Below are 24,947 nucleotides of genomic sequence, written 5' to 3' on the forward strand. Positions count from 1 at the left end.
CCGCCGCATCGGCGCCCGTACTCAGGTACGCCCTGAGTACGCACCGGCACGGGAGGCGGTTTGAACCAGCCCCGAGGCTTCTGTATTGTTCAGTGCGTTCCCGGGCGATTAGCTCAGCGGGAGAGCACTTCGTTCACACCGAAGGGGTCACTGGTTCGATCCCAGTATCGCCCACCGGGTCAGGCCGGTCCGTCACAGACGGACCGGCCTTCCGCATGTTCGGGGCCGGGGTGCGGCCCCGGTGGGTCAGGCGGCGGCTGAGAGGTCGGGGCGGAGGGGCCAGTGGGGGTCCACCGGTTCCGGGGTGCCCTGGCGGGCGAACCAGGCTTGCAGGCCACGGGCCTGGGCCGCGTGCCACACCGCCTGGAGGGTGTGCAGCTCGGCCGGGGTCAGGCGTTCCAGGCGCGAGGCGAAGCGGCGGCCCACCGCGCGGACCAGTTCCAGGGAAGCCATCGCGTCCGCCGCCGCGTCGTGCGCGCCCTCCAGCTCTATCCCGTAGTGCGCGCACAGGTCCGTCAGGGTGCGGCGGCCCTTGCGGTAGCGGTCCAGGTGCTTGTCCAGCACCCGCGGATCCAGCACCGTCAGCGGCCGGTTGTCCAGGTACCGCGAGAGGGAGGAGGCCCGGTGCCGGCGCAACTCCCGGTCCAGCAGGGTCAGATCGAACGGCGCGTTCATCACCACCAGCGGGCGGCCCGCCACCCGCTGCTCGCCCAGCCCGCGGGCTATCTCCTCCACCACCGGCGCGGGCCAGCGCCCGTGGCGCTGCAGGTGGTCATCGGTGAGCCCGTGCACTTCCGTCGCCCCCGGGGGCACCGGAATGCCGGGATTGACCAGCCAGCGCGTGGTGCGGACCCGGCCGCCCGCGCACTCCTGGACGATGAGCGCGGCGGACACGATCCGGTCCTGCTCCACGTCCACCCCGGTGGTCTCCGTGTCGAATGCGGCCAGCGGGCCCTCGTACCAGCGTGTCATGGCGAACTCCTCGTTCCCGGTCGGCAGTCGGGGTGCAGTCGGGCGCCTCGCCGCGGAACGTGCTGCCCCTGCCCGAAACGGTGATACCCGGGCTGTTTGCCCCGTACGCCGTTTGCGGCTACCCGGGTGCGGAGACAACAACCTTGGGGGGCCGCCCACATGACCGGCCATCACCCCAGCCACCACCCACCACCACGGCAGAGCCCGGAAGGCATGGGGAGCCGGCCATGGCGCTCGCGCAGCCCGAACCGGGCGGGGTGCTGGCGGGGCGGATCGATCCGCGGACCGGCGCACCGGGAGACACGCGGACCGGGCCGCTGCGCGGCACACTCGCCACCACCGCCTGCATGGAGACCCTTCAAGTGGGATACCTGCACGCCGTCGCCGCCGCGGCCGGCTGCTCGCTGTCCCAGCCCTTCCCCGACAACGGCATCGACTGGCACGTCAGCCACGGCGCCCCCGAGCACGTCGTCGACGACGAGGTCACCGTCAAGGTGCAGTTGAAGGCGACCTACCAGATACCGCCCCGGCCGGCCGGGCCCACCTTCGCCTTCACCCTCGACAACGAGCACCTGGTGAAGCTGGCGCGGACGCCGGTCGCCGTGCACAAGATCCTCGTCGTGATGCTCGTCCCGCGGGAGCGCGACCAGTGGCTCGCCGCCGGGCACGACCGGCTCGACCTGCGGCACTGCTGCTACTGGACCAATCTCGCCGGACACCCCGTGACCGGCCGGCGCCGGACCACCGTACGGATCCCCACCACGCGGATCTTCGACGACCGGGCGCTGTGCGAGATCATGACCCGGGTCGGGTCGGGAGGGACACCCTGATGCACCGGTACCCGTCGAACCTCGGACCACTGCCGCCCCCGGACCCCGGGGGCTTCCCGGACCCCGGCGGTACCGCCGCCGCGCCCGATCCGGCGCAGGTCGATCCCGCCGTGCTGGGGGCGCTGCTGCTGCGGCACGGCTGGCTGCGGCGCGGCGGGGCCGCCGGGCGGTACGGGCGCTGGACGCCGCCCGGCCACGCCGGCACCAGCGTGCTCGTGCCCGAGAGCCGGGCCTTCCCCGACTGCGCCGACCTGCTGGAGGAGGCGCTGGCCGCGCTGGCGCACTGCGCGCTGCCGTCGGCGCGGGAGGTGCTGTACGGGCTGAGCGTGCCGGGCGACGAGGTCCGCTGGGAGCGGGAGGCCGCGCAGGGGGCGTACGGGATCCGGGGCGAGGCCGCCTGGACGGCGCAGGAGCAGCTGCGCTCGGCGGCGCGGAAGCTGCTGCTGGCGGGGGCGCTGGCGGCGCGGGCCACGGCCGGGTACTACGGGGCGCGGTACCGGGCCCAGGCCGAACGGGCCCTGGAACCGGTGCTGGTGGGGCCGCATCCGGGGGGCCGCAGGCTCAGCGTGTACGTGCCGGTGGACGCGGGGCGCGGGGTGGTGACCCGGCTGCACCACGCGCTGCACGCGGCCCGGGAGGCGGTGGACTACCAGCGGGCCACGGGCGGCATGGAGGCGTTCGACGCGGCGGTGCAGGCGGGTGTCAGCCGGGAGTTCGCGCAGGCGCTGATCGCGCTGGTACGCGGCTCGGAGGGGGCTCGTATCGCGCTGGCGTGGGCCCCGGCGGCGGGGGTTCCGGCGGGGTGCGCGGCGCGCCCCGAGCCGGTGGAGTTCTCCCCGGGGGATCTGCCCGCGCTGCGGGAGGCGGCGGCGCGCTACACGCGGGACGAGCCGGCCGTCCGGGTCCGCCTGGCGGGGGCGGTGGTTCGCATGCGGCGCTCGGCCCCGGGGGGCGGGGGCACGGTGCGGCTGCGCGTGCTGGGCGGGGCGGAGGTCCCATACGTACGGGCCGCCCTGGACGAGGAGTCGTACCGCGTCGCGGGCCACGCCCACCTGGTGGGCCTCCCGATCCGCGTGACGGGCGACCTCCAGCGGCGCGGGGGCTTCCGCCGGCTGGCGCACACGACGGACGTGAGGCCGGTACCGCTGGACGCGGTGGAGCGGGACCGCCTGATGAAGTCCCTGACGGACACGTTCGACCCGGGGGAGGGGCTGGGCGGCGAGGACTGACGGGTGCCTGCGGGCTCGCTCGGCGGGTGCGGCCCTGCCCCCGGGGGCGCTGCCTCCAGGGCGCGGCGTACTCCGGCCCGGAGGGTGGGTGCGGGGGCTACTCGGGCTCTGGCGCGGGGCGCGTGAAGGAGGCCATGCGGAGGGTGGGGGCGGGGCAGAAGTCCGGGCCCCGGGTGAAGCCGAGGTGTTCGTAGAGGGTTGTCGCGGGGGCGTTCGCCGCGCCCGTGGTGACCTTGAGGGTGCGGGCGGGGAAGGTGCTGGTCAGGGCGTGGCGCAGCAGGGCGGTGGCTATGCCCTGGCGGAACCACGTGGGGGCCACGCAGAGGCGGTCGATCTCGACGGGGCCGTCGTCGTCCGGCGCCTCCCAGGCGAGGAAGCCGGCGATCTCGCCGTCTGCGGTGACGGCCCCGAGCCAGTGCAGCGGCCTGGCCCGCATCTCGGCAAGGCCCTCGTGCAGCGCGGGGATGCCGTCGAAGCCGATGAGCTCCGCCTCGACCCCGTACGCGGCACGGCCGATCCGGTGCACCTCGGTCGCGGTGGCGTCGTCGGTCAGGTCCAGCGGGCGGATCTGCGGCCTCGGCATACGGGTCCCCTCCCCGGGAAGTCGGCCCGCCCCACGCTACCGGCCACGCCTCGCGTACCGGGATGTCCCCGCAGGTCGAGCGCCCCGGGGGCGGGCCGGTCCGGCTCCGGATTCGCGAGCCAGGGGAGACCTCTGCGCGGATCTCGTCCCCCACTTCCCCCCCGGCCCCTGCCCGGGTCGGTGTCTCGCCTTGCTCAGCGCGTGCACCTCGGCGCTGGCGCGTGAGGTCCGGCCGGCGGCCGGCCTCGCCCAGGACTTCCCCGGGGCCCCGGCCGCTGCCCGGGACGGTGTCTTGCCTTGCTCAGCGCGCCCACGTCGTCGCTGGCGTGGGAGGTCTGGCCGGTCCGGCCGGCGGCCGGCCTCGCCCAGGACTTTCCCGGGGCCGCGTCCCTGCCCGGGACGGCGTCTTGCCTCGCTCAGCGCGCCCACGTTGGCGCTGGCGTGGGAGGTCCGGCCGGTCGGATCGGCGCCGGGCCTTGCCCAGGACTTCTCCGCGCCCCGTCGCCGCTGCGGCTGGAGGGGCCGGCGCGTGGGTCGGAGTCGGCATCGACCGGGGATTGCGCGGGCCCGGCCGTCGGCGCCCCCCGTCATGTTCCGCTTGCCCGCCTTCGCGGCGCTGCTGCGGAGTGGGGACCGGCCGGGCGGCGGCGTTGCCGGGCCGGTGGTGCCCCCGCCCTGGGCGGAGCCCGCCCGCTGCGGCCTGAGGGGCGGGCCGGAGCCGGGGCGGAACCGTTTCGCGGGGGTGGGGGTTCGATCGGTACGATTCATGCGCGCGGCGTTCGGCCGTGCACCCCCTGAGTCAGGAGAGACCGGTGTCAGACGTCCGTGTGATCATCCAACGCGATTCCGAGCGGGACGAGCGCGTGGTGGCCACGGGCACTACGGCGGCCGAGCTGTTCGCCGGTGAGCGCACCATTGTCGCCGCGCGCGTCGCGGGCGAGCTCAAGGACCTCGCGTACGAAGTGCGCGACGGCGAGACCGTCGAGCCGGTCGAGATCTCCTCCGAGGACGGCCTCAACATCCTGCGCCACTCCACCGCGCACGTCATGGCGCAGGCCGTGCAGGAGCTGTTCCCCGAGGCCAAGCTCGGCATCGGCCCGCCGGTCCGGGACGGCTTCTACTACGACTTCGACGTGGCCCGGCCCTTCACCCCGGAGGACCTCAAGGCCGTCGAGAAGAAGATGCAGGAGATCCAGAAGAGGGGCCAGCGCTTCGCCCGCCGTGTGGTCACCGACGAGGCGGCCCGCGAGGAGCTGGCGGACGAGCCGTACAAGCTGGAGCTCATCGGCATCAAGGGCTCCGCGTCCACCGACGACGGTGCGAACGTCGAGGTGGGCGGCGGCGAGCTGACCATCTACGACAACCTGGACGCCAAGACCGGCGAGCTGTGCTGGAAGGACCTCTGCCGCGGTCCCCACCTGCCCACCACCCGCAACATCCCGGCGTTCAAGCTGATGCGCAACGCCGCCGCCTACTGGCGCGGCAGCGAGAAGAACCCCATGCTCCAGCGCATCTACGGCACCGCCTGGCCCTCCAAGGACGAGCTCAAGGCGCACCTCGACTTCCTCGCCGAGGCCGAGAAGCGCGACCACCGCAAGCTCGGCAACGAGCTGGACCTCTTCTCCATCCCGGACGAGATCGGTTCCGGCCTGGCCGTCTTCCACCCCAAGGGCGGCATCATCCGCCGGGTGATGGAGGACTACTCGCGCAAGAAGCACGAGGAAGAGGGCTACGAGTTCGTCTACTCCCCGCACGCCACCAAGGGCGCCCTCTTCGAGAAGAGCGGCCACCTGGACTGGTACGCGGAGGGCATGTACCCCCCCATGCAGCTCGACGGTGGTACCGACTACTACCTCAAGCCCATGAACTGCCCGATGCACAACCTGATCTTCGACGCGCGTGGCCGCTCCTACCGTGAACTGCCGCTGCGCCTCTTCGAGTTCGGCACGGTGTACCGGTACGAGAAGTCGGGCGTCGTGCACGGCCTGACCCGCGCCCGGGGCTTCACCCAGGACGACGCGCACATCTACTGCACCCGTGAGCAGATGGCGGAGGAGCTCGACCGCACGCTCACCTTCGTGCTGAACCTGCTGCGCGACTACGGTCTGACCGACTTCTACCTGGAGCTGTCGACCAAGGACCCGGAGAAGTTCGTCGGCTCCGACGAGGTGTGGGAGGAGGCCACCGCCGTCCTCCAGCAGGTCGCCGAGAAGCAGGGCCTGCCGCTGACCCCCGACCCGGGCGGCGCGGCCTTCTACGGTCCGAAGATCTCGGTGCAGGCGCGCGACGCCATCGGCCGTACCTGGCAGATGTCGACCGTTCAGTTGGACTTCAACCTGCCCCAACGTTTCAACCTGGAGTACACGGCTCCGGACGGCTCGCGCCAGCAGCCGGTCATGATCCACCGGGCGCTGTTCGGCTCCATCGAGCGGTTCTTCGCGGTGCTGCTGGAGCACTACGCGGGCGCCATGCCGCCGTGGCTGGCGCCGGTCCAGGCGGTCGGCATCCCGATCGGCGACGGGCACGTGGAGTACCTCCAGAGCTTCGCCGCCGAGGCGAAGAAGAAGGGCCTGCGGGTCGAGGTGGATGCCTCCTCCGACCGGATGCAGAAGAAGATCCGCACCTGGCAGAAGCAGAAGGTGCCGTTCATGATCATCGTCGGCGACGAGGACATGGCGGCCGGCACCGTCTCCTTCCGCTACCGCGACGGTTCGCAGGAAAACGGCATCCCGCGTGACCAGGCGCTGGCGAAGCTCGTTGACGTGGTGGAGCGCCGCGTGCAGGTGTGACCCTGTCCCCGCCGACGCGGGGGTGTACCTCTTTAGCCGTAGAACGGCGGCCAGCTCATGGCCTGCTCCCCGCCGCTGCGGGGTTCGGCCCCCGGGAAGTGATCACTTCCCGGGGGCCTTCCTCGTACGCGCACGCGAGGTCATATGCTTGCCGCCATGACGACTGAGCCGGAGCGGCAGAACGGTGTGGGCACGCACGACGGGTTCCAGCGGCTGTGGACCCCGCATCGGATGGCCTACATCCAGGGGGAGAACAAGCCCACCGGCCCCGAGGCCGGGGACGGCTGTCCCTTCTGCGGGATTCCGGAGATGACCGACCAGGACGGCCTGGTCGTGGCCCGGGGCAAGCACGTGTTCGCGGTGCTGAATCTTTACCCCTACAACGGCGGGCACACCATGATCGTCCCGTACCGGCACGTCGCGGACTACACCGAGCTCGACGGTCCCGAGACGGCCGAGCTGGCCGACCTGACCAAGCGGGCCATGGTCGCGCTGCGCAAGGCGTCCGGGGCGCACGGTTTCAACATCGGGCTCAACCAGGGCAGCGCCGCCGGCGCCGGTATCGCCGCGCACCTGCACCAGCACATCGTGCCGCGCTGGGGCGGGGACACCAACTTCATGCCGGTCGTCGGCCACACCAAGGTCCTGCCGCAACTCCTCGCGGACACCCGGCAGATGCTCGCGGACGCCTGGCCCGAGGGCTGAGCCCCGCCGCGGCCGCACCCCGGACAGGGCGCGGCCGCCCCGCCTACGCGTCGTACATGTCCGCCTTGCGCGGCGACGGCTCCTGCACGGCGCCGCTCATGATCGAGGAGCGGCTGGTGAAGCGCTCCGTGTCCACGCCGTTCTCCTCCAGGACCTTGAAGGTCGCCGCGTGGATCGCCCGCAGCACCGGGGCCACCGTGCGCAGCGCGTCGTCGGCCATGAAGCGGTGGCGCCACATCGAGCTGGCCCAGACGTGCCGCAGGCCGAAGGGCTCGGGCAGGACCAGCTTGCCGCCGAAGTACTCCAGCAGCGGCGGGTACCAGGTCAGCGGCGCGCGCACGGCCAGGCGTACCACCTCCTGCGCGTCCACGATCGGCAGCGGGCGCTCCACGGTCTCCCAGAAGCGGACGCTCTTGGGCACCTCCACGGCCGGGGACTTGGACTTGGTGGTGAACAGGCCGTGTACGGGGCCCAGCGCGTGCGCGGTGACGTCCACGCGCAGGGTCTTGTAGAGCACGGTGACCGTGACCAGCATGTTGATGATCAGCTGGCCGTCCCAGAGCGGGTACTGGATGCCCAGGTAGTGCCGGTTCCCGGCGTTGAACTGCTGCTCGTTGCAGATGCGGGTGACCTCGTGCGGCTTGACGAGGAAGGCGTCGACGTTCTCGCCGGTGGGCCGGGTGACCTCGCCCGCGCCCTCGCCGACCGGGGTGACGATCCAGTGCTGGATCGCGGCGGGCGGGAAGCCGCCGGTGTGCAGCGGGCCCCGTTCCAGCTTGCGGAGCTGGGCGTCGATCGCGCGGACCACGTCCCAGCTGCGGAAGGGGTGGATCTCCGCGACCTCGCTGCGGGGGGCCAGTTCCTCGGCCATCTGCCAGTTGCCCCAGCGGGTGCCCATGCCGAGGATGCCCTTGGGGCCGGCGTAGAAGACCTGGTTGCTGCGGTCCTCGGCGGTGAGCTTGGCCAGCTGGTGGCGCAGGTCCTCGCGGGCCTTCTCGTCCGGGTTGCCCGGCACGGCCTCGGGGATCTTGGCGGCGACACCGCCGCCGGAGAGCAGCCCGTCCCAGCGGGACCGCAGGTCCTTGGCGGTGGCCTCGCAGGTCCGGCGGGCGAGCAGCCAGCCCAGCGCGGGGACGATGAGCATGGCGCGCGCGTACAGGCCGAGGAACCCGGTGAGCGGCAGCCGGAACATCAGGATCGCCACCACGACGGCGACGAAGACCAGCAGTACGGTGCCCAGCCAGGAGCCGCGGCCCTCCCGGGAGGCCAGGGACCTGCGGAGCTGGAACAGGCCCAGCCACAGCAGCAGGCCGGGCAGGAAGAGCACCCCGCAGACCAGCATGATCAGCCGGAGCCGGCGGTCGCGCTGCTTGCGGATGTGCGAGGCGGCCAGGCAGTGCTCGACCACCGTCTGGGGGTCGGCGCCGAAGGACTGGATCAGCGCCTTGCGGCCCGGGCCCAGGGTGCGGGCCTCGACGGCCCGGCAGAACGCCTCCCCGAGGCTGGGCTCGAAGAGGGAGATCTTCGGCGGCTTGACCGTGGCCGGGTGGTTCTCGTTGTTCGCGCCGAGCAGGACGTCGAGCCTGGTGTCCTTGCCGCCGTCGCGGTACGCGGCCGAGGCGAGGGCGTTGGTCGCCGCCGTCTGCCCGCCGCCGCCCTGCAGAGGAATCTGCGCGCCGGGCCTGAAGTCGAATCCGTCGTCCGCCACCGCTGTCCCCACCCCCATCGCCGTGCTCCCATGCTGTTCTCCCGCGCCGACGAGCCTATCGGCGCGGGCCGCCCCATGGTCATGGGACAGGGAAATGCCGCCCATCACAAGAGGGTTGGATGGGCGGCCGGTCCCGTTCCTATGTCAAGTGGCTTCCCCTCCCGGTCTGTTCCCGCACCTTTTCCGCGATCTGGGGCGGCATGGGCTCGTGCCGGGCGTAGGAGCGCGCGAAGCGGCCCGTGCCGTGGGACACCGAGCGCAGTTCGACGGCGTAGCGGCCGATCTCGATCTCGGGGATCTCGGCGCGGACGCGGGTGCGCCCGGATCCGGCCTGGTCGGTGCCGACGACCCGGCCCCGGCGGCCGGCGAGGTCGCTCATGACGGGGCCGACGTACTCGTCGGGCACCAGGACGTCCAGCTCCGCGACCGGCTCCAGCAGGTCGATGCGCGCCTCGGCGGCCGCCTCGCGCAGGGCGAGGGCGCCGGCGGTCTGGAAGGCGGCGTCGGAGGAGTCCACCGAGTGCGCCTTGCCGTCGAGCAGGGTGATCCGTACGTCGACCAGGGGGTACCCGGCGGCGACCCCGCGGGCCGCCTGGCTGCGTACGCCCTTCTCCACGGACGGGATGAACTGCCGGGGCACGGCCCCGCCGACGACCTTGTCCACGAACTCGATGCCGCTGCCGGGCGGCAGCGGCTCCACCTCGATCTCGCAGATCGCGAACTGGCCGTGGCCGCCGGACTGCTTGACGTGCCGGCCGCGGCCCGCCGCCCGCGCGCCGAAGGTCTCGCGGAGGCTGACCTTGTGCGGGACCGGGTCGACCTGGACGCCGTAGCGGGTGCGCAGCCGCTCCAGGGCCACGTCCTGGTGGGCCTCGCCGAGGCTCCACAGGACGACCTGGTGGGTGTGCGGGTTCTGCTCCAGCCGCATGGTCGGGTCCTCCGCGACCAGCCGGGCCAGGCCCTGCGAGAGCTTGTCCTCGTCGGCCTTGCTGTGCGCCTCGATGGCCAGTGGCAGCAGCGGGTCGGGCATGGTCCAGGGCTCCATCAGGAGGGGGTCCTCCTTGGCGGAGAGGGTGTCGCCGGTCTCCGCGTGGCCGAGTCTGGCCACGCAGGCCAGGTCTCCGGCGATGCAGCGGGTGAGGGCGCGCTGCTGTTTGCCGAAGGGGGCGGTGAGGGTGCCGACGCGCTCGTCGACGTCGTGGTCCTCGTGGCCGCGGTCGGTGAGGCCGTGCCCGCTGACGTGCACGGTGGCCTCGGGGTTCAGGGTGCCGGAGAAGACGCGGACGAGGGAGACGCGGCCCACGTAGGGGTCGGAGGAGGTCTTGACCACCTCGGCGAGCAGCGGGCCCTCGGGATCGCAGGTGGCGTCGGGCCGGGCGGTGCCGTCGGGGCGGGTGACGGCCACGGGGGCGCGCTCCAGGGGCGTGGGGAAGCCGCCGGTGATCAGTTCGAGCAGTTCCACGGTGCCGAGGCCCTGGCGGGCGCCGTCGGTGGCGGGGGCGGCCATCAGGACGGGGTGGAAGGTGCCGCGGGCGACCGCGCGCTCCAGGTCCTCGACGAGGGTCTTGAGGTCGATGTCCTCGCCGCCGAGGTAGCGGTCCATCAGGGTCTCGTCCTCGCTCTCGGCGATGATCCCCTCGATGAGCCGGGCGCGGGCCTCGGTGATCAGGGCGAGCTCGGCCGGATCGGGGTCGCGCTCGGCGCGCTCGCCGGAGGAGTACTCGTAGACGCGCTGGGAGAGCAGGCCGAGCAGGCCGGTGACGGGGGCGTGTCCGTCCGGGCCGGCGGGGCCGTGGAGGGGCAGGTAGAGGGGGAGGACGGCGTCCGGGTCGTCGGCGCCGAAGATCTCGCCGCAGACGGTGGTCATCTGCCCGTAGTCGGAGCGGGCCGCCTCCAGGTGGGTCACGACGAGGGCGCGGGGCATGCCGACGGCCGCGCACTCGTCCCAGACCATGCGGGTGGCGCCGTCGATGCCGTCCGAGGCCGAGACGACGAAGAGGGCCGCGTCCGCGGCGCGCAGACCGGCCCTGAGTTCTCCGACGAAGTCGGCGTATCCGGGGGTGTCCAGGAGGTTGATCTTGATCCCGTCCCAGGCGACGGGGACGAGGGAGAGCTGGATGGAGCGCTGCCGGCGGTGTTCGATCTCGTCGTAGTCGGAGACGGTGGCGCCGTCCTCGACGCGCCCGGCCCGGTTGACCGCGCCGGCGGTCAGGGCCAGGGCCTCGACCAGGGTGGTCTTGCCGGATCCGCTGTGGCCGACCAGGACGACGTTCCGTATGGAGGCGGGCCGGTCGGCCGTCAGTGCCCTGCCGGCGGCCCCGGCGTGGTGCGATGTGGCTCCCATGATGATCGTGCCTCCCGGTGCGACGGTGAGGAGGATGGGTTCCGGTTCCCGGTGGAGGACCCCCCGAGGAGCGGGGACGCGGTCATTCGAGCTTTGCACCGGTGTCACACCGCGTCCATACGTCGTTCCGGTCAGGGGCCGGAGGCCGCCTCCCGGGCCGTCGCGGAGGCGGCGCGCGCCCGGTCCGTACCCCGGTCCGTACCTCCGTCCGTACCCCGGGTAAGGGCACGGCTCCCGCGAACCGGTGGGTGCGCGGCGCCCGCGCGGCGGCGCGCTGGCTACGATGGGCCAGCCGGTGGCCGTGGTGGCCGTGCGGCCCAGCGACCCTCCGGGAAGGCCATGCTGAACAAGTACGCGCGTGCATTCTTCACGCGTGTTCTCACGCCATTCGCCGCTTTTCTGCTCCGGCGGGGGGTGAGCCCGGACGCGGTCACCCTGATCGGCACGGCCGGAGTGGTGGCGGGCGCGCTGGTCTTCTTCCCCCGCGGGGAGTTCTTCTGGGGCACCATCACGATCACCCTCTTCGTCTTCTCCGACCTCGTCGACGGCAACATGGCCCGCCAGGCCGGCGTCTCCAGCCGCTGGGGGGCCTTCCTCGACTCCACCCTCGACCGGGTGGCGGACGCGGCGATCTTCGGCGGTCTCGCCCTCTGGTACGCGGGCAGCGGCGACGACAACGCGCTGTGCGCGGTGGCGATCTTCTGCCTGGCCAGTGGCCAGGTGGTCTCGTACACCAAGGCGCGCGGGGAGTCCATCGGGCTGCCCGTCGCCGTCAACGGGCTCATCGAGCGCGCCGAGCGCCTGGTGATCTCGCTGGTCGCGGCCGGGCTCTCGGGGCTCCAGACCTTCGGTGTGCCGTCCTGGATCGGGGTGCTGCTGCCGGTCGCCCTGTGGGTGGTGGCCGTCGGCTCGCTGGTCACGCTGATCCAGCGCGTGGTCACCGTACGGCGTGAAGCGGCCGAGGCGGACGCCGCGGCGGCGTCCGAAGGGGGTGCGGCCTGATGGGCGCGGCACAGGACAAGCTGGTCGACGGGCTGTACGGGCTCGGCTGGGCCGGGGTCAAGAAGCTGCCCGAGCCGGCCGCGGTGGCCCTCGGGCGGCGGATCGCGGACTTCGCGTGGAAGCGGCGCGGCAAGAGCGTGCTGCGGCTGGAGTCGAATCTGGCCCGGGTGGTGCCCGACGCGGACGCGGAGCGGCTGCGCGAGCTGTCGAAGGCCGGGATGCGCTCGTACATGCGGTACTGGATGGAGTCCTTCCGGCTGCCGACCATGGCCACGGACCGCTTCGGCACGGACGTGGAGTTCAAGGACGAGCACATCCTGCGCGAGGCCCTGGCCTCCGGGCGCGGGGTGGTCGTGGCCCTGCCGCACCTGGCCAACTGGGACCTCGCCGGGGCCTGGGCCATCGGCCACCTCGGGGTGCCGTTCACCACGGTCGCCGAGCGCCTGAAGCCCGAGAGCCTGTACGACCGCTTCGTCGCCTACCGCGAGAGCCTGGGCATGGAGGTCCTGCCGCACAGCGGCGGCGCCGCCTTCGGGATCCTCGCCCGGCGGCTGCGCTCCGGCGGGCTGGTCTGCCTGGTCGCGGACCGGGACCTGTCGGCCTCGGGCGTGGAGGTGGACTTCTTCGGCTCCACCGCGCGCATGCCCGCCGGCCCGGCCCTGCTCGCGCAGCAGACCGGTGCGGTGCTGCTGCCCGCCACCCTGTCCTACGGGGAGTCGCCGCGGATGTACGGCCGGATCCACCCCGAGGTGGAGGTGCCGAAGAGCGGGACCCGGGCCGAGAAGACCACGGTCATGACCCAGGCGGTCGCGGACGCCTTCGCGTGGGGCATCGCCGAGCACCCGGAGGACTGGCACATGCTCCAGCGGCTCTGGCTGGACGACCTGGAGGACCTGGACGGCCTGGAGGAGCGCACTCCGTGAAGATCGGGATCGTGTGCCCGTACTCCTGGGACGTGCCGGGCGGCGTCCAGTTCCACATCCGCGACCTCGCGGAGCACCTGACCGGCCTCGGCCACGAAGTCTCGGTGCTGGCCCCGGCCGACGACGAGACCCCGCTGCCGCCGTACGTGGTCTCCGCGGGCCGGGCCGTGCCCGTCCCGTACAACGGCTCCGTGGCCCGGCTGAACTTCGGCTTCCTGTCGGCGGCCCGGGTCCGGCGCTGGCTGCACGAGGGCACCTTCGACGTGATCCACATCCATGAGCCGGCCTCGCCCTCGCTGGGACTGCTGTCCTGCTGGGCGGCCCAGGGGCCGATCGTGGCCACCTTCCACACCTCGAACCCGCGCTCCCGGGCGATGATCGCCGCGTACCCGATCCTCCAGCCGGCGCTGGAGAAGATCAGCGCGCGCATCGCGGTGAGCGAGTACGCGCGGCGCACGCTGGTGGAGCACCTGGGCGGGGACGCCGTGGTGATCCCGAACGGCGTGGACGTGGACTTCTTCGCCAAGGCGGAGGCCAATCCGGAGTGGTCCGGGCAGACCCTGGGCTTCATCGGCCGCATCGACGAGCCGCGCAAGGGCCTGCCGGTGCTGATGGCCGCCTTCCCGAAGATCGTGGAGGCGTGCCCGGACGTACGGCTGCTGGTGGCGGGCCGCGGGGACGAGGAGGAGGCCGTGGCCTCCCTCCCGGCCGAGCTGCGCGCGCGGGTGGAATTCCTCGGCATGGTCTCGGACGAGGACAAGGCGCGGCTGCTGCGCAGCGTGGACGTGTACGTGGCCCCCAACACCGGCGGCGAGAGCTTCGGCATCATCCTGGTGGAGGCCCTGTCGGCGGGGGCGGCGGTGCTCGCCTCCGACCTGGACGCGTTCGCGCAGGTGCTGGACCAGGGCGGGGCGGGGGACCTCTTCGCCAACGAGAACGCGGACGCGCTGGCGGCGGGGGCCATCACCCTGCTCCGGGACCCGGAGCGCCGCGCCGCACTGAGCGAGCGGGGCTCGGCCCACGTACGGCGCTTCGACTGGTCGACGGTGGGCGCGGACATCCTGGCGGTCTACGAGACGGTGACGGACGGCGCGGCGGCGGTCGCCACCGACGAACGCGTCCCCCTCCGCACCCGCCTGGGCTTCTCGAAGGACCCGTCCCCGTCCTGACGCCGTCCCCGTCCTGACGTGCCCGGGGCGTCCCGTCAGCGGGCGCCGGCGGGCCGCTCCGGCCGCCCGCCGGGGCCGACGGCCACCTCGTGGACCTGGCCCCCGGCCGTGGTCATCCGCAGCCGGTCGCCCGCCGCCCACACGGCTTCGGCGAGCCCGCTCTCCTGCGCGTCGCCGTTGAAGCAGCGCGCCAGCCAGCTGCGCTCCAGGAGCGGGCTCCCGTCGTGGACGTAGACGCACCGGACCGGGTCGGGGTAGCCCGGCCGCGTCACCACGACGAGCCGGCGGTCCGCCCGGCCGGGGGCGGCCGTCTCCGCGTCCACCCGGGGCTCCGGGCGGTCGGCCGCCGCCGAGAGGAAGCCGGCGAGCAGCATCGCCGGGACGCCGAAGACGAGTACCAGGCCGGCCAGGGGTACCCGCAGCGGGGATTTCGGCGGCCCCAGCAGGACGGCCCCGGTCAACGCGGCCAGGGCCAGCCAGGCCAGCGGGAGGAGGTGCCCGTCCAGCCGGCGCAGCAGGACCAGCCCGCCGTCCTCGCCCGCCTCCACGGCGGCCACGACGGTGCAGCCGAGTGCGACGGCTGCCGTCAGCAGCAGGCAGGCCGACGGTCTGTGGAAGCGAGTGCGGTCCATGGTCCCCCCGAGCGATGTGGATCACGCAGCCTAAGCGGGCGGGCGGGCCCGGGGCCAGGCCCGATGCCGGCCCGGCACCCCCGGAGCGGTAGGGTCGCGCAGCGTGATCGAAACCCTTGTGTGGATTGCCCTGGCGCTCGCCGTCATCGGGGTGTACCTCAGCTGGACCGCCGGCCGGCTGGACCGGCTGCACTCGCGGATGGACGCCGCCCGCGCCGCGCTCGACGCGCAGCTCGTCCGGCGGGCCTCCGTGGTCGTCGAGGTGGCCACCTCGGGCGCGCTGGACCCCGCCTCCTCGCTGGTGCTGTACGAGGCCGCGCACGCGGCACGGCAGGCCGAGGAGGACCATCGCGAGGTCGCCGAGAGCGAGCTGAGCCAGGCGCTGCGGGCCGTCTTCGCGGACGCCGACCAGGTGGAGGTGCTCAAGGCGGCCCCCGGCGGGGCGCAGGCCACCGCGGAGCTGGCCGAGGCGGTGCGCCGGGTGCCGATGGCCCGCCGCTTCCACAACGACGCCGTACGGGCCGCCCGCGCCCTGCGCCGGCACCGCAAGGTCCGCTGGTTCCGGCTCGCCGGCCACGCGCCGTTCCCGCTGGCCTTCGAGATGGACGACGAGCCCCCGGCGGACCTGGCCGAGCGGCCCGCGTAGGCCGTGTCCCACGGCGCCGGAGCGGGGTCATAGGGCCGCCGGGGACAAAAGAAGGGGCCACGGGCTCCACATTGGCCCTTGTAGTGGACTGGTCGGTCGGGGTTTCCTCGGCCCAGTAGTACCCGTCTTCCCTTCGAGTGAGGTCATCCGTGAGCACGCTTCCCACCTCCCCCCAGTCCGCCGAGTCGGCGATCGGCACCTCCCGCGTCAAGCGCGGTATGGCCGAGCAGCTCAAGGGCGGCGTGATCATGGACGTGGTCAACGCCGAGCAGGCGAAGATCGCCGAGGACGCCGGCGCGGTGGCCGTCATGGCCCTGGAGCGGGTTCCCGCCGACATCCGCAAGGACGGCGGCGTCGCGCGCATGTCCGACCCCAACATGATCGAAGAGATCATCGAGGCCGTGTCCATCCCCGTGATGGCCAAGTCCCGCATCGGCCACTTCGTCGAGGCCCAGGTGCTCCAGTCCCTCGGCGTCGACTACATCGACGAGTCCGAGGTCCTGACCCCGGCCGACGAGGTCAACCACTCCGACAAGTGGGCCTTCACCACCCCCTTCGTCTGCGGTGCCACCAACCTGGGCGAGGCCCTGCGCCGCATCGCCGAGGGCGCGGCCATGATCCGCTCCAAGGGCGAGGCCGGCACCGGCAACGTCGTCGAGGCCGTCCGCCACCTGCGCCAGATCAAGAACGAGATCGCCAAGCTGCGCGGCTTCGACAACAACGAGCTGTACGCCGCCGCCAAGGAGCTGCGCGCCCCGTACGAGCTCGTCAAGGAGGTCGCCGAGCTCGGCAAGCTCCCCGTGGTGCTGTTCTCCGCCGGTGGCGTCGCCACCCCGGCCGACGCCGCGCTGATGCGCCAGCTCGGCGCCGAGGGCGTCTTCGTCGGCTCCGGCATCTTCAAGTCGGGCGACCCGGCCAAGCGCGCCGCCGCCATCGTGAAGGCCACCACCTTCTTCGACGACCCGAAGATCATCGCGGACGCCTCCCGCAACCTGGGCGAGGCCATGGTCGGCATCAACTGCGACACCCTGCCCGAGGCCGAGCGCTACGCCAACCGCGGCTGGTAGTCACCACCATGACGAACACCCCCGTGATCGGTGTCCTGGCCCTCCAGGGCGACGTACGGGAGCACCTGATCGCCCTGGCCGCGGCGGACGCCGTGGCCAGGCCGGTCCGGCGCCCCGAGGAGCTCGCCGAGGTCGACGCCCTGGTGATCCCCGGCGGCGAGTCCACCACCATGTCGAAGCTCGCCGTGCTCTTCGGCATGCTGGAGCCGCTGCGCGAGCGCGTGGCCGCCGGCATGCCCGTGTACGGCACCTGCGCCGGCATGATCATGCTGGCGGACAAGCTGCTCGACGGCCGTGAGGACCAGGAGACCCTGGGCGGCATCGACATGATCGTGCGCCGCAACGCCTTCGGCCGCCAGAACGAGTCCTTCGAGGCGAAGATCGACTTCGCGGGCATCGAGGGCGGCCCCGTCGAGGGCGTCTTCATCCGCGCCCCGTGGGTCGAGTCCACCGGCGCCTCCGCCGAGGTCCTCGCCACCTACGAGGGCCACACCGTGGCCGTGCGCCAGGGCAACGTCCTGGCGACCTCGTTCCACCCCGAACTGACCGGCGACGATCGCGTCCACGCGTACTTCGTCGACATGGTGCGCGCGGGGCTGTGACCGGGTCCCGGTAGGATCGAGGACGAACACTGTTGGTGACGCGAAGGAGACAGGCGGATGTCCGGCCACTCTAAATGGGCTACGACGAAGCACAAGAAGGCCGTGATCGATGCCAAGCGCGGCAAGCTCTTCGCGAAGCTGATCAAGAACATCGAGGTCGCGGCCCGTATGGGCGGTGCCGACATCGAGGGCAACCCGACCCTCTTCGACGCCGTGCAGAAGGCCAAGAAGCAGTCGGTCCCGAACAAGAACATCGACTCCGCGGTCAAGCGCGGCGGCGGCCTGGAGGCCGGCGGCGCCGACTACGAGACGATCATGTACGAGGGCTACGGTCCGAACGGTGTCGCGGTGCTCATCGAGTGCCTGACCGACAACCGCAACCGCGCCGCCTCCGACGTCCGCGTCGCCATGACCCGCAACGGCGGCTCCATGGCCGACCCGGGCTCGGTCTCGTACCTGTTCAACCGCAAGGGCGTCATCATCCTGCCCAAGGCGGAGCTGAGCGAGGACGACGTGCTCGGCGCGGTCCTGGAGGCCGGCGCCGAAGAGGTCAACGACAACGGCGACACCTTCGAGATCATCAGCGAGGCCACCGACCTGGTCGCGGTCCGCACCGCGCTCCAGGAAGCCGGCATCGACTACGACTCGGCCGACTCCAGCTTCGTCCCGACCATGCAGGTCGAGCTGGACGAGGACGGCGCCCGCAAGATCTTCAAGCTGATCGACGCGCTGGAGGACAGCGACGACGTGCAGAACGTCTTCGCCAACTTCGACGTCTCCGACGAGGTCATGGAGAAGGTCGACGCCTGACCCGCTCCACACGCCACCGGGCCGACGGATCTCCGTCGGCCCGGTGGCGTTTTCGTAGGCCCATGCGCACGCGGACACCCCGCCGCGCCCCCGTGACCGGCCCGTTGTCACACCCAGCCGGTAATCTGCACGCCTGGCGGAAGAGGAGGGGCGTGTGCGCGTACTGGGCGTGGACCCGGGGCTGACCCGGTGCGGAGTCGGCGTCGTCGAAGGTGTCGCGGGCCGGCCCCTGACCATGCTCGGGGTGGGGGTCGTGCGGACGCCGCCCGAGGCCGATCTCGGCCACCGGCTGGTCGCCGTCGAGCAGGGCATCGAGGAATGGCTCGATACGCACCGGCCCGAAGTGGTCGCCGTGGAGCGGGTGTTCAGCCAGCACAACGTCAGCACCGTGATGGGCACCGCCCAGGCGAGCGCCGTCGCGATGCTGTGCGCCGCACGCCGCGGGATACCGGTCGCCCTGCACACCCCCAGCGAGGTCAAGGCCGCCGTCACCGGCAGCGGACGCGCCGACAAGGCGCAGGTCGGCGCGATGGTCACCCGGCTGCTCCGGCTGGCCGCCCCGCCGAAACCGGCCGACGCCGCCGACGCCCTCGCCCTCGCCATCTGCCACATCTGGCGGGCCCCCGCCCAGAACCGCCTCCAGCAGGCCGTCGCCCAGCACGCCCCGAAAGGCCGTACCCGATGATCGCCTTCGTCAGCGGCGAGGTCGCCGCGCTCTCGCCCACCCTTGCCGTGATCGAGGTCGGGGGAGTGGGCATGGCCGTGCAGTGCACGCCGAACACCATCGCCGGACTGCGGCTGGGGGAGCGGGCCCGGCTGGCGACCTCCCTGGTCGTACGGGAGGACTCGCTCACCCTGTACGGATTCGCCGACGACGACGAGCGCCAGGTCTTCGAGCTGCTCCAGACCGCCAGCGGCGTCGGCCCCCGGGTGGCGCAGGCAATGCTCGGCGTGCACAGCCCCGACGCCCTGCGGGTGGCCTTCGCCTCCGGCGACGCCAAGGCACTGACCGCCGTGCCCGGTATCGGCCCCAAGGGCGCCCAGAAGCTGCTGCTGGAGCTCAAGGGCAAGCTGGGCGCCCCGCTGGGCAGCAGCGGCCTGGTGGGCGCCCAGCGGGCCGTGGCCTCCGCCCCGGCCCCCTGGACCGAGCAGCTGGCCGCCGCCCTCATCGGCCTCGGCTACGCCTCCCGCGAGGCGGAGGAGGCCGTCGCCGCCGTCACCCCGCAGGCGGAGGAGGCCATCGCCGCCGGTGGCGCGGCCCCCGTACCCCAGCTGCTGCGCGCCGCGCTCCAGACGCTCAACCGCGCCCGCTAGGGCTTACGGGCGCCGTCCGGCCCCGGCAGACGACCGTACGAACCGAGAAGGCAGACTGACACCGTGAACCGGTACGACGACGACACCACCCCCGAGGACGAGGCCCGTATCGTCGCCCCGGCCGCCGACGGGGAGGACACCGCCGTCGAGGCGGCGCTGCGCCCCAAGGACCTCGGGGAGTTCGTCGGCCAGGAGAAGGTCCGCCAGCAGCTGGACCTGGTCCTCAAGGCCGCCAAGCAGCGCGGGGCCACCGCCGACCACGTCCTGCTCTCCGGCGCGCCCGGCCTCGGCAAGACCACCCTGTCGATGATCATCGCGGCGGAGATGGGGGCGCCGATCCGGATCACCTCCGGCCCCGCCATCCAGCACGCCGGCGACCTCGCCGCGATCCTCTCCTCCCTCCAGGAGGGCGAGGTCCTCTTCCTCGACGAGATCCACCGCATGTCCCGGCCCGCCGAGGAGATGCTGTACATGGCCATGGAGGACTTCCGCGTCGACGTCATCGTCGGCAAGGGGCCCGGCGCCACCGCGATCCCGCTGGAGCTGCCGCCCTTCACCCTCGTCGGCGCCACCACCCGGGCCGGGCTGCTGCCCCCGCCGCTGCGCGACCGCTTCGGCTTCACCGGCCACATGGAGTTCTACGCCCCCGAGGAGCTGGAGCGGGTCCTGCACCGCTCCGCCCGCCTGCTCGACGTGGAGATCGACACCGCCGGCGCCGCCGAGATCGCCGGACGCTCCCGCGGCACCCCGCGCATCGCCAACCGCCTGCTGCGCCGCGTCCGCGACTACGCCCAGGTGAGGGCCGATGGGGTGATCGACCGGGAGGTGGCCGCCACCGCCCTCCAGGTGTACGAGGTGGACGCGCGCGGGCTCGACCGGCTCGACCGCGCCGTGCTGGAAGCCCTGCTCAAGCTGTTCGGCGGCGGCCCCGTGGGGCTGTCCACCCTGGCCGTGGCGGTCGGCGAGGAGCGGGAGACCGTCGAGGAGGTGGCCGAGCCCTTCCTCGTCCGCGAGGGCCTGCTCGCGCGGACCCCGCGGGGCCGCGTGGCGACCCCCGCCGCATGGGCCCACCTGGGACTTGTCCCGCCGCAGCACGGTGGGAACGGATCAAGTGGACAACAGGGCCTCTTCGGGGCCTGACGGCGCGGAGGTTCGCCCGGCCGGGAACGCCGGTGCCATGCTGGGCGTTGTTCCATCGGTGCGGACTCGCCTAGACTCCGCCGATGCCGACCCTTCGGGTCGGTGTGCCCACCCCCGTAGAAAAGGCCGCCGTCCGCGCGCGGTCGTGCGAAGGATTTCCGTCCCGTGAATCTCGTGACATTCCTCCCGTTCATCGTGCTCATCGGGGCGATGTTCCTGATGACCCGCTCCGCGAAGAAGAAGCAGCAGCAGGCCGCGCAGATGCGCGACCACATGACGCCCGGCACCGGGGTCCGCACCATCGGCGGCATGTACGCCACGGTGAAGGAGATCGGTGACGACACCGTCACCCTCGAGGTGGCCCCCGGCGTCCACGCGGTCTTCGCGAAGAACGCCATCGGTGCGGTCCTGGAGGACGCGGAGTACAACCGCATCGTCCACGGCATGGGTGACGACGTGACGACCGACACCCCCGTCGTCCCGGACGACGCCTCCTCCCTCACCGAGGCCCCCAAGGCGGACCTCACCAAGGACGAGGACGCCGCCCCCAAGCTCGACCTCGGCAAGAAGGACGAGCCGAAGGGCGACGAGGAGCCCAAGGACGGCAAGAGCGACGGCGAGGCCGGCGCGAAGTAGCGCGCGGCCGGGGACCGTGCGAGCGCCCGACCGGCGTCCGGCGCGGTCCCCGTCAGTGACACTTCTGCGGGGGGCAGGGGTCCCCACCACACATTTCGTGGCCGTCCGCGCGCTGACCCGGCGCGGGACGGTTGGACAGGGAGAAACGACAAGGTGGCAGCACCGAAGAAGGGCCGGCGGCCCACGGGGGCTCAGGGGAGGCCGGGGCGCGCCCTGGCGATCATCCTGATCGCGATGGTGGCGCTCACCGCGGGGATGTTCCTCTCCAAGCAGACGACTCCCCGGCTGGGCATCGACCTCGCGGGCGGCACGAGCATCACGCTCAAGGCCAAGAGCGAGCCGGGCAAAGAGAACGCGGTCAACGAGACCAACATGAACACGGCGGTCGGCATCATCGAGCGCCGTGTCAACGGGCTCGGCGTGTCCGAGGCCGAGGTCCAGACGCAGGGACGCGACCACATCATCGTCAACATCCCCAAGGGGATGAACGAGAAGCAGGCGCGCGAGCAGGTCGGCACCACCGCCCAGCTCTACTTCCGTCCCGTCATCGCGTTCGCGGACGGCGCCCCCGCCGCCCCCGAGGGCAGCCAGAGCCCGAGCCCCTCCGCGAGCGGTTCCGGTGCTCCCAAGGCCCAGGACGGGAACAAGACCAGCCCGTCCGCCACCCCGTCGTCCAGCGCCACTTCCCAGGGCCGCGCGCTCAGCGAGGGCCTCAAGGCCCCGAACGCGCCCACTCCCTCGCCCTCGGCGAGCGAGTCGAAGAAGGCAGACGACAAGGCGGCCCCCTCGCCCTCCGCGAGCGCCCCCGCCCCCGACCCGGCCGCCGCCGACCTCCAGGCGAAGTTCGCCGCGCTCGACTGCACGAACGAGGCCCAGCGGGCCAACATCGGCAAGGGCGTCAAGCCCACCGACCCGACCCTGGCCTGCGGCCAGCGCGGCGAGCAGTGGGGCAAGTGGATCCTCGGACCGGCAGCGGTCGAGGGCAAGGACGTGAAGACCGCCAAGGGCGAGATCGACCCGCAGTCGGGTCAGTGGATCGTCACGATGAACTTCAACGACCACGGCGCCGACGCCTTCGCGAAGGTCACCGGCGAGCTGGCGGCCAAGCAGATGCCGCAGAACCAGTTCGCGATCGTCCTCGACGGCGACGTCATCTCCGACCCGTCCGTCAGCACCGCGATCACCGGCGGCAACGCCCAGATCTCCGGCGGCTTCACCCAGCAGTCCGCGCAGGACCTCGGCAACATGCTGTCCTACGGCGCGCTGCCGCTGTCCTTCCAGGAGGACAGCGTCACCACCGTCACCGCCGCCCTCGGCGGCGAGCAGCTGCGGGCCGGCCTGATCGCCGGTGCGATCGGCCTCCTCCTGGTGGTCGTCTACCTGCTGGTCTACTACCGCGGCCTGGCCTTCATCGCGATCATCAGCCTCCTGGTCTCCGCGATCCTCACCTACACGATCATGGCGCTGCTCGGCAAGGGCATCGGCTTCGCGCTGAACCTGCCCGCCGTCTGCGGTGCGATCGTCGCCATCGGTATCACCGCGGACTCGTTCATCGTCTACTTCGAACGCATCCGCGACGAGATCCGCGAGGGCCGCACCCTGCGCCCGGCCGTCGAGCGCGCCTGGCCGCGTGCCCGCCGTACGATCCTGGTCTCCGACTTCGTGTCCTTCCTCGCCGCCGCGGTGCTGTTCATCGTCACCGTCGGCAAGGTGCAGGGCTTCGCCTTCACCCTGGGTCTGACCACCCTCCTCGACGTGGTCGTGGTCTTCCTGTTCACGAAGCCGGTCATGACGCTCCTGGCGCGGACGAAGTTCTTCTCCAGCGGTCACCCGTGGTCCGGGCTGGACCCGAAGCGGCTGGGCGCCAAGCCCCCGCTGCGCAGCTCCCGCCGCACCGCCGCACCCGCCCCCGTCGAAGCAAAGGAGGCGTGAGAGATGTCGAAGCTGGGAGATCTCGGCGCCAAGCTGTACCGCGGTGAGGTCGGCTACGACTTCGTCGGCAAGCGCTTTCTCTGGTACGGCGTTTCCATCCTGATCACCATCACGGCGATCGTCGCCCTGGCCGTCCAGGGCCTCAACATGGGCATCGAGTTCAAGGGCGGAGCCGTCTTCACCACCCCGAAGACGGCCGTCTCGGTCGCCAAGGTGACGGAGGCCGCGGAGGAGGCGTCCGGCCACGACGCGATCGTCCAGGAGCTCGGCACCGGCGGTATGCGCATCCAGATCTCCGGTCTGGACACCGACGCCGCGGCCGACGTGAAGAAGCAGCTGGCCGGCGACCTCAAGGTCACCGAGGCCGACATCAACGCCGACCTGGTCGGCCCCAGCTGGGGCGAGCAGATCGCGAACAAGGCATGGACCGGCCTCGGCGTCTTCATGGTCCTCGTGGTGATCTACCTCGCCATCGCCTTCGAATGGCGGATGGCGGTCGCCGCGCTGATCGCCCTGATCCACGACCTCACCATCACCGTCGGCGTGTACGCGCTGGTCGGCTTCGAGGTCACGCCGGGCACCGTGATCGGTCTGCTGACCATCCTCGGTTACTCCCTCTACGACACCGTCGTCGTCTTCGACGGTCTCAAGGAGGGCTCGAAGGACATCACCAAGCAGACCCGCTACACGTTCAGCGAGATCGCCAACCGCAGCATCAACGGCACCCTGGTCCGCTCGATCAACACCACGGTCGTCGCGCTGCTCCCGGTCGGGGCCCTGCTGTTCATCGGCGGCGGCTTCCTGGGCGCCGGCATGCTGAACGACATCTCCCTGTCGCTGTTCGTCGGCCTCGCGGCCGGTGCGTACTCCTCGATCTTCATCGCGACCCCGCTGGTCGTGGACCTCAAGGAGCGCGAGCCGGCGATGAAGGCGCTCAAGAAGCGGGTGCTCGCGAAGCGGGCGGCCGCGGCGGCCAAGGGGGAGTCCCCCGAGGACGCGGCCGGCGCCGAGGACGAGCCGCAGGTGGTCTCGCAGGGCCGTACGGGGCGTCGGCGTTGACCGGGCAGCTGTCCGGCTACGTGCGGGAGCTGCTGGTCAGCCGGATCAAGGACGTCGCGGACTATCCGAAGCCGGGGGTGATGTTCAAGGACATCACGCCGCTGCTGGCGGACCCCGAGGCGTTCGGGGCCCTGACGGGCGCGCTGGTGGAGCTGGCCGGGCGGTACGGGGCGACGAAGATCGTCGGGCTGGAGGCGCGGGGGTTCATCCTCGCGGCTCCGGTGGCCGTGCAGGCCGGGATCGGCTTCGTGCCGGTGCGCAAGGCCGGCAAGCTGCCGGGGGCGACGCTGGCGCAGTCGTACGAGCTGGAGTACGGCACGGCGGAGATCGAGGTCCACGCGGAGGATCTGGCGGCGGGTGACCGGGTGATGGTCATCGACGACGTGCTGGCCACCGGGGGGACGGCGGAGGCGTCGCTGTCCCTGATCCGGCGGGCCGGGGCGGAAGTGGCCGGGGTGGCCGTGCTGATGGAACTGTCGTTCCTGCCGGGGCGGGCGAAGCTCGCGCCGGCCCTGGGCGATGCTCCGCTGGACGCGCTGATCGTGGTCTGAACCTTCGCTTGCCGAGCGGCGGGTATCCGGGTCCCTCCCGGGTGCCCGCCGTTTGCGTGTGCGGCGCCGCTGCCGGGGGCGCCGCCCCCGGACCCCCGCGCCTCAAACGCCGGCGAGGCTGAAAGGAGCGCCTCAAACGTCGGCGGGGCTGGATTTGGTGCGGCGGCGATGGGTTTGGCGCAGCGGTACCGGAATGGGGCGTGGCCGAAAATCAGCCTCGCCGGCGATTGAGGCGCGGGGTTCGGGGCGGAGCCCCGAGGGGGGTGCCCGCGGAACGAGGGGGGCCAACCCTCGCTACCATGGG

Annotated in this window: 23 protein-coding genes and 1 tRNA gene; 19 read left to right on the top strand and 5 right to left on the bottom strand. The window is 72.4% G+C overall.

The annotated features are described in order from the left end of the window. The first annotated feature begins 102 nt into the window (after nucleotides 1-102). A tRNA-Val gene (locus ABZ873_RS05980) sits at nucleotides 103-174 on the top strand. Nucleotides 175-246: 72 nt separating this feature from the next. Here the strand turns inward: ABZ873_RS05980 and ABZ873_RS05985 are convergent. After that, on the bottom strand, nucleotides 247-972 hold the full coding sequence (locus tag ABZ873_RS05985) for a 3'-5' exonuclease (RefSeq protein ID WP_360865813.1): 726 nt from the start codon (nucleotides 970-972) through the stop codon (nucleotides 247-249). A gap of 227 nt (nucleotides 973-1,199) precedes the next feature. Between ABZ873_RS05985 and ABZ873_RS05990 the strand changes: the two genes are divergently transcribed. After that, nucleotides 1,200-1,802, top strand: coding sequence for a DUF4365 domain-containing protein (locus ABZ873_RS05990; protein WP_360865816.1), 603 nt, complete (start codon nucleotides 1,200-1,202; stop codon nucleotides 1,800-1,802). Further along, nucleotides 1,802-3,031, top strand: a complete 1,230-nt coding sequence (locus tag ABZ873_RS05995) for a hypothetical protein (RefSeq protein ID WP_360865818.1) — start codon at nucleotides 1,802-1,804, stop codon at nucleotides 3,029-3,031. The genes ABZ873_RS05990 and ABZ873_RS05995 overlap by 1 nt, the downstream gene beginning before the upstream one ends. Nucleotides 3,032-3,128: 97 nt before the next feature. Here ABZ873_RS05995 and ABZ873_RS06000 read toward each other — a convergent pair whose 3' ends face one another. Beyond that, a complete protein-coding gene (locus ABZ873_RS06000; RefSeq protein WP_360865821.1) occupies nucleotides 3,129-3,614 on the bottom strand; it encodes a GNAT family N-acetyltransferase in 486 nt (161 codons plus the stop codon). An 812-nt stretch (nucleotides 3,615-4,426) separates the two neighbouring features. Between ABZ873_RS06000 and thrS the strand changes: the two genes are divergently transcribed. Both thrS and ABZ873_RS06010 read left to right on the top strand, forming a co-directional pair. Then, nucleotides 4,427-6,403 carry a threonine--tRNA ligase gene (gene thrS, locus ABZ873_RS06005; RefSeq protein WP_360865824.1) on the top strand — a complete coding sequence of 659 codons (1,977 nt, stop codon included), beginning with the start codon at nucleotides 4,427-4,429 and terminating at the stop codon, nucleotides 6,401-6,403. Between the two features lie 144 nt (nucleotides 6,404-6,547). Further along, nucleotides 6,548-7,108 carry an HIT domain-containing protein gene (locus ABZ873_RS06010; RefSeq protein ID WP_360865828.1) on the top strand — a complete coding sequence of 187 codons (561 nt, stop codon included), beginning with the start codon at nucleotides 6,548-6,550 and terminating at the stop codon, nucleotides 7,106-7,108. A gap of 43 nt (nucleotides 7,109-7,151) precedes the next feature. On the opposite strand, the gene ABZ873_RS06015 is transcribed toward ABZ873_RS06010, so the two are convergent. Next, complete coding sequence (locus ABZ873_RS06015; protein ID WP_360866170.1) at nucleotides 7,152-8,816, bottom strand: hypothetical protein; 1,665 nt, start codon at nucleotides 8,814-8,816, stop codon at nucleotides 7,152-7,154. 139 nt (nucleotides 8,817-8,955) lie between these two features. Then, entirely contained in the window at nucleotides 8,956-11,160 is a 2,205-nt protein-coding gene (locus tag ABZ873_RS06020; RefSeq protein WP_360865831.1) for an elongation factor G-like protein EF-G2, read from the bottom strand. A gap of 339 nt (nucleotides 11,161-11,499) precedes the next feature. Between ABZ873_RS06020 and pgsA the strand changes: the two genes are divergently transcribed. From pgsA to ABZ873_RS06035, 3 genes are read left to right on the top strand one after another with little or no spacing between them, the layout of a single operon-like run. Beyond that, on the top strand, nucleotides 11,500-12,162 hold the full coding sequence (gene pgsA / locus ABZ873_RS06025) for a phosphatidylinositol phosphate synthase (RefSeq protein ID WP_360865834.1): 663 nt from the start codon (nucleotides 11,500-11,502) through the stop codon (nucleotides 12,160-12,162). Continuing rightward, on the top strand, nucleotides 12,162-13,085 hold the full coding sequence (locus ABZ873_RS06030; protein WP_360865837.1) for a phosphatidylinositol mannoside acyltransferase: 924 nt from the start codon (nucleotides 12,162-12,164) through the stop codon (nucleotides 13,083-13,085). The genes pgsA and ABZ873_RS06030 overlap by 1 nt, the downstream gene beginning before the upstream one ends. Then, nucleotides 13,082-14,254, top strand: coding sequence for a glycosyltransferase family 4 protein (locus ABZ873_RS06035; protein WP_360865840.1), 1,173 nt, complete (start codon nucleotides 13,082-13,084; stop codon nucleotides 14,252-14,254). The genes ABZ873_RS06030 and ABZ873_RS06035 overlap by 4 nt, the downstream gene beginning before the upstream one ends. Before the next feature lie 35 nt (nucleotides 14,255-14,289). Here ABZ873_RS06035 and ABZ873_RS06040 read toward each other — a convergent pair whose 3' ends face one another. Then, nucleotides 14,290-14,886, bottom strand: a complete 597-nt coding sequence (locus tag ABZ873_RS06040) for a hypothetical protein (protein ID WP_360865843.1) — start codon at nucleotides 14,884-14,886, stop codon at nucleotides 14,290-14,292. Nucleotides 14,887-14,989: 103 nt separating this feature from the next. On the opposite strand from ABZ873_RS06040, the gene ABZ873_RS06045 reads away from it, so the two are divergent. The 11 genes from ABZ873_RS06045 to ABZ873_RS06095 all read left to right on the top strand — a co-directional run bounded on the left by ABZ873_RS06045 (nucleotide 14,990) and on the right by ABZ873_RS06095 (nucleotide 24,643). Continuing rightward, entirely contained in the window at nucleotides 14,990-15,532 is a 543-nt protein-coding gene (locus ABZ873_RS06045; protein ID WP_360865846.1) for a hypothetical protein, read from the top strand. Nucleotides 15,533-15,681: 149 nt separating this feature from the next. Next, entirely contained in the window at nucleotides 15,682-16,599 is a 918-nt protein-coding gene (gene pdxS / locus ABZ873_RS06050) for a pyridoxal 5'-phosphate synthase lyase subunit PdxS (RefSeq protein ID WP_030656154.1), read from the top strand. Nucleotides 16,600-16,607: 8 nt separating this feature from the next. Next, nucleotides 16,608-17,201 (top strand): pyridoxal 5'-phosphate synthase glutaminase subunit PdxT, encoded by a 594-nt coding sequence (pdxT, locus tag ABZ873_RS06055; RefSeq protein ID WP_360865850.1) that lies wholly within the window; start codon nucleotides 16,608-16,610, stop codon nucleotides 17,199-17,201. 57 nt (nucleotides 17,202-17,258) lie between these two features. After that, nucleotides 17,259-18,011: a YebC/PmpR family DNA-binding transcriptional regulator gene (locus ABZ873_RS06060; protein WP_360865853.1), complete on the top strand. Its 753-nt coding sequence runs from the start codon at nucleotides 17,259-17,261 to the stop codon at nucleotides 18,009-18,011. Between the two features lie 154 nt (nucleotides 18,012-18,165). After that, nucleotides 18,166-18,696 carry a crossover junction endodeoxyribonuclease RuvC gene (ruvC, locus tag ABZ873_RS06065; RefSeq protein WP_360865856.1) on the top strand — a complete coding sequence of 177 codons (531 nt, stop codon included), beginning with the start codon at nucleotides 18,166-18,168 and terminating at the stop codon, nucleotides 18,694-18,696. After that, nucleotides 18,693-19,325: a Holliday junction branch migration protein RuvA gene (gene ruvA / locus ABZ873_RS06070; RefSeq protein WP_360865859.1), complete on the top strand. Its 633-nt coding sequence runs from the start codon at nucleotides 18,693-18,695 to the stop codon at nucleotides 19,323-19,325. The genes ruvC and ruvA overlap by 4 nt, the downstream gene beginning before the upstream one ends. A 63-nt stretch (nucleotides 19,326-19,388) precedes the next feature. Next, complete coding sequence (gene ruvB / locus ABZ873_RS06075; RefSeq protein ID WP_360865863.1) at nucleotides 19,389-20,465, top strand: Holliday junction branch migration DNA helicase RuvB; 1,077 nt, start codon at nucleotides 19,389-19,391, stop codon at nucleotides 20,463-20,465. 165 nt (nucleotides 20,466-20,630) lie between these two features. After that, nucleotides 20,631-21,101 carry a preprotein translocase subunit YajC gene (gene yajC, locus ABZ873_RS06080; RefSeq protein WP_360865866.1) on the top strand — a complete coding sequence of 157 codons (471 nt, stop codon included), beginning with the start codon at nucleotides 20,631-20,633 and terminating at the stop codon, nucleotides 21,099-21,101. A gap of 153 nt (nucleotides 21,102-21,254) precedes the next feature. Then, entirely contained in the window at nucleotides 21,255-23,033 is a 1,779-nt protein-coding gene (secD, locus tag ABZ873_RS06085; RefSeq protein ID WP_360865870.1) for a protein translocase subunit SecD, read from the top strand. 3 nt (nucleotides 23,034-23,036) lie between these two features. Beyond that, nucleotides 23,037-24,092, top strand: a complete 1,056-nt coding sequence (gene secF / locus ABZ873_RS06090; RefSeq protein WP_360865873.1) for a protein translocase subunit SecF — start codon at nucleotides 23,037-23,039, stop codon at nucleotides 24,090-24,092. Continuing rightward, a complete protein-coding gene (locus ABZ873_RS06095) occupies nucleotides 24,089-24,643 on the top strand; it encodes an adenine phosphoribosyltransferase (RefSeq protein WP_360865876.1) in 555 nt (184 codons plus the stop codon). Before secF ends, ABZ873_RS06095 begins: the two co-directional genes overlap by 4 nt. Nucleotides 24,644-24,947 lie beyond the last annotated feature (304 nt).

This window comes from Streptomyces sp. NPDC047014, assembly GCF_040644195.1.
In the GTDB taxonomy this organism is placed as follows: Bacteria; Actinomycetota; Actinomycetes; order Streptomycetales; family Streptomycetaceae; genus Streptomyces.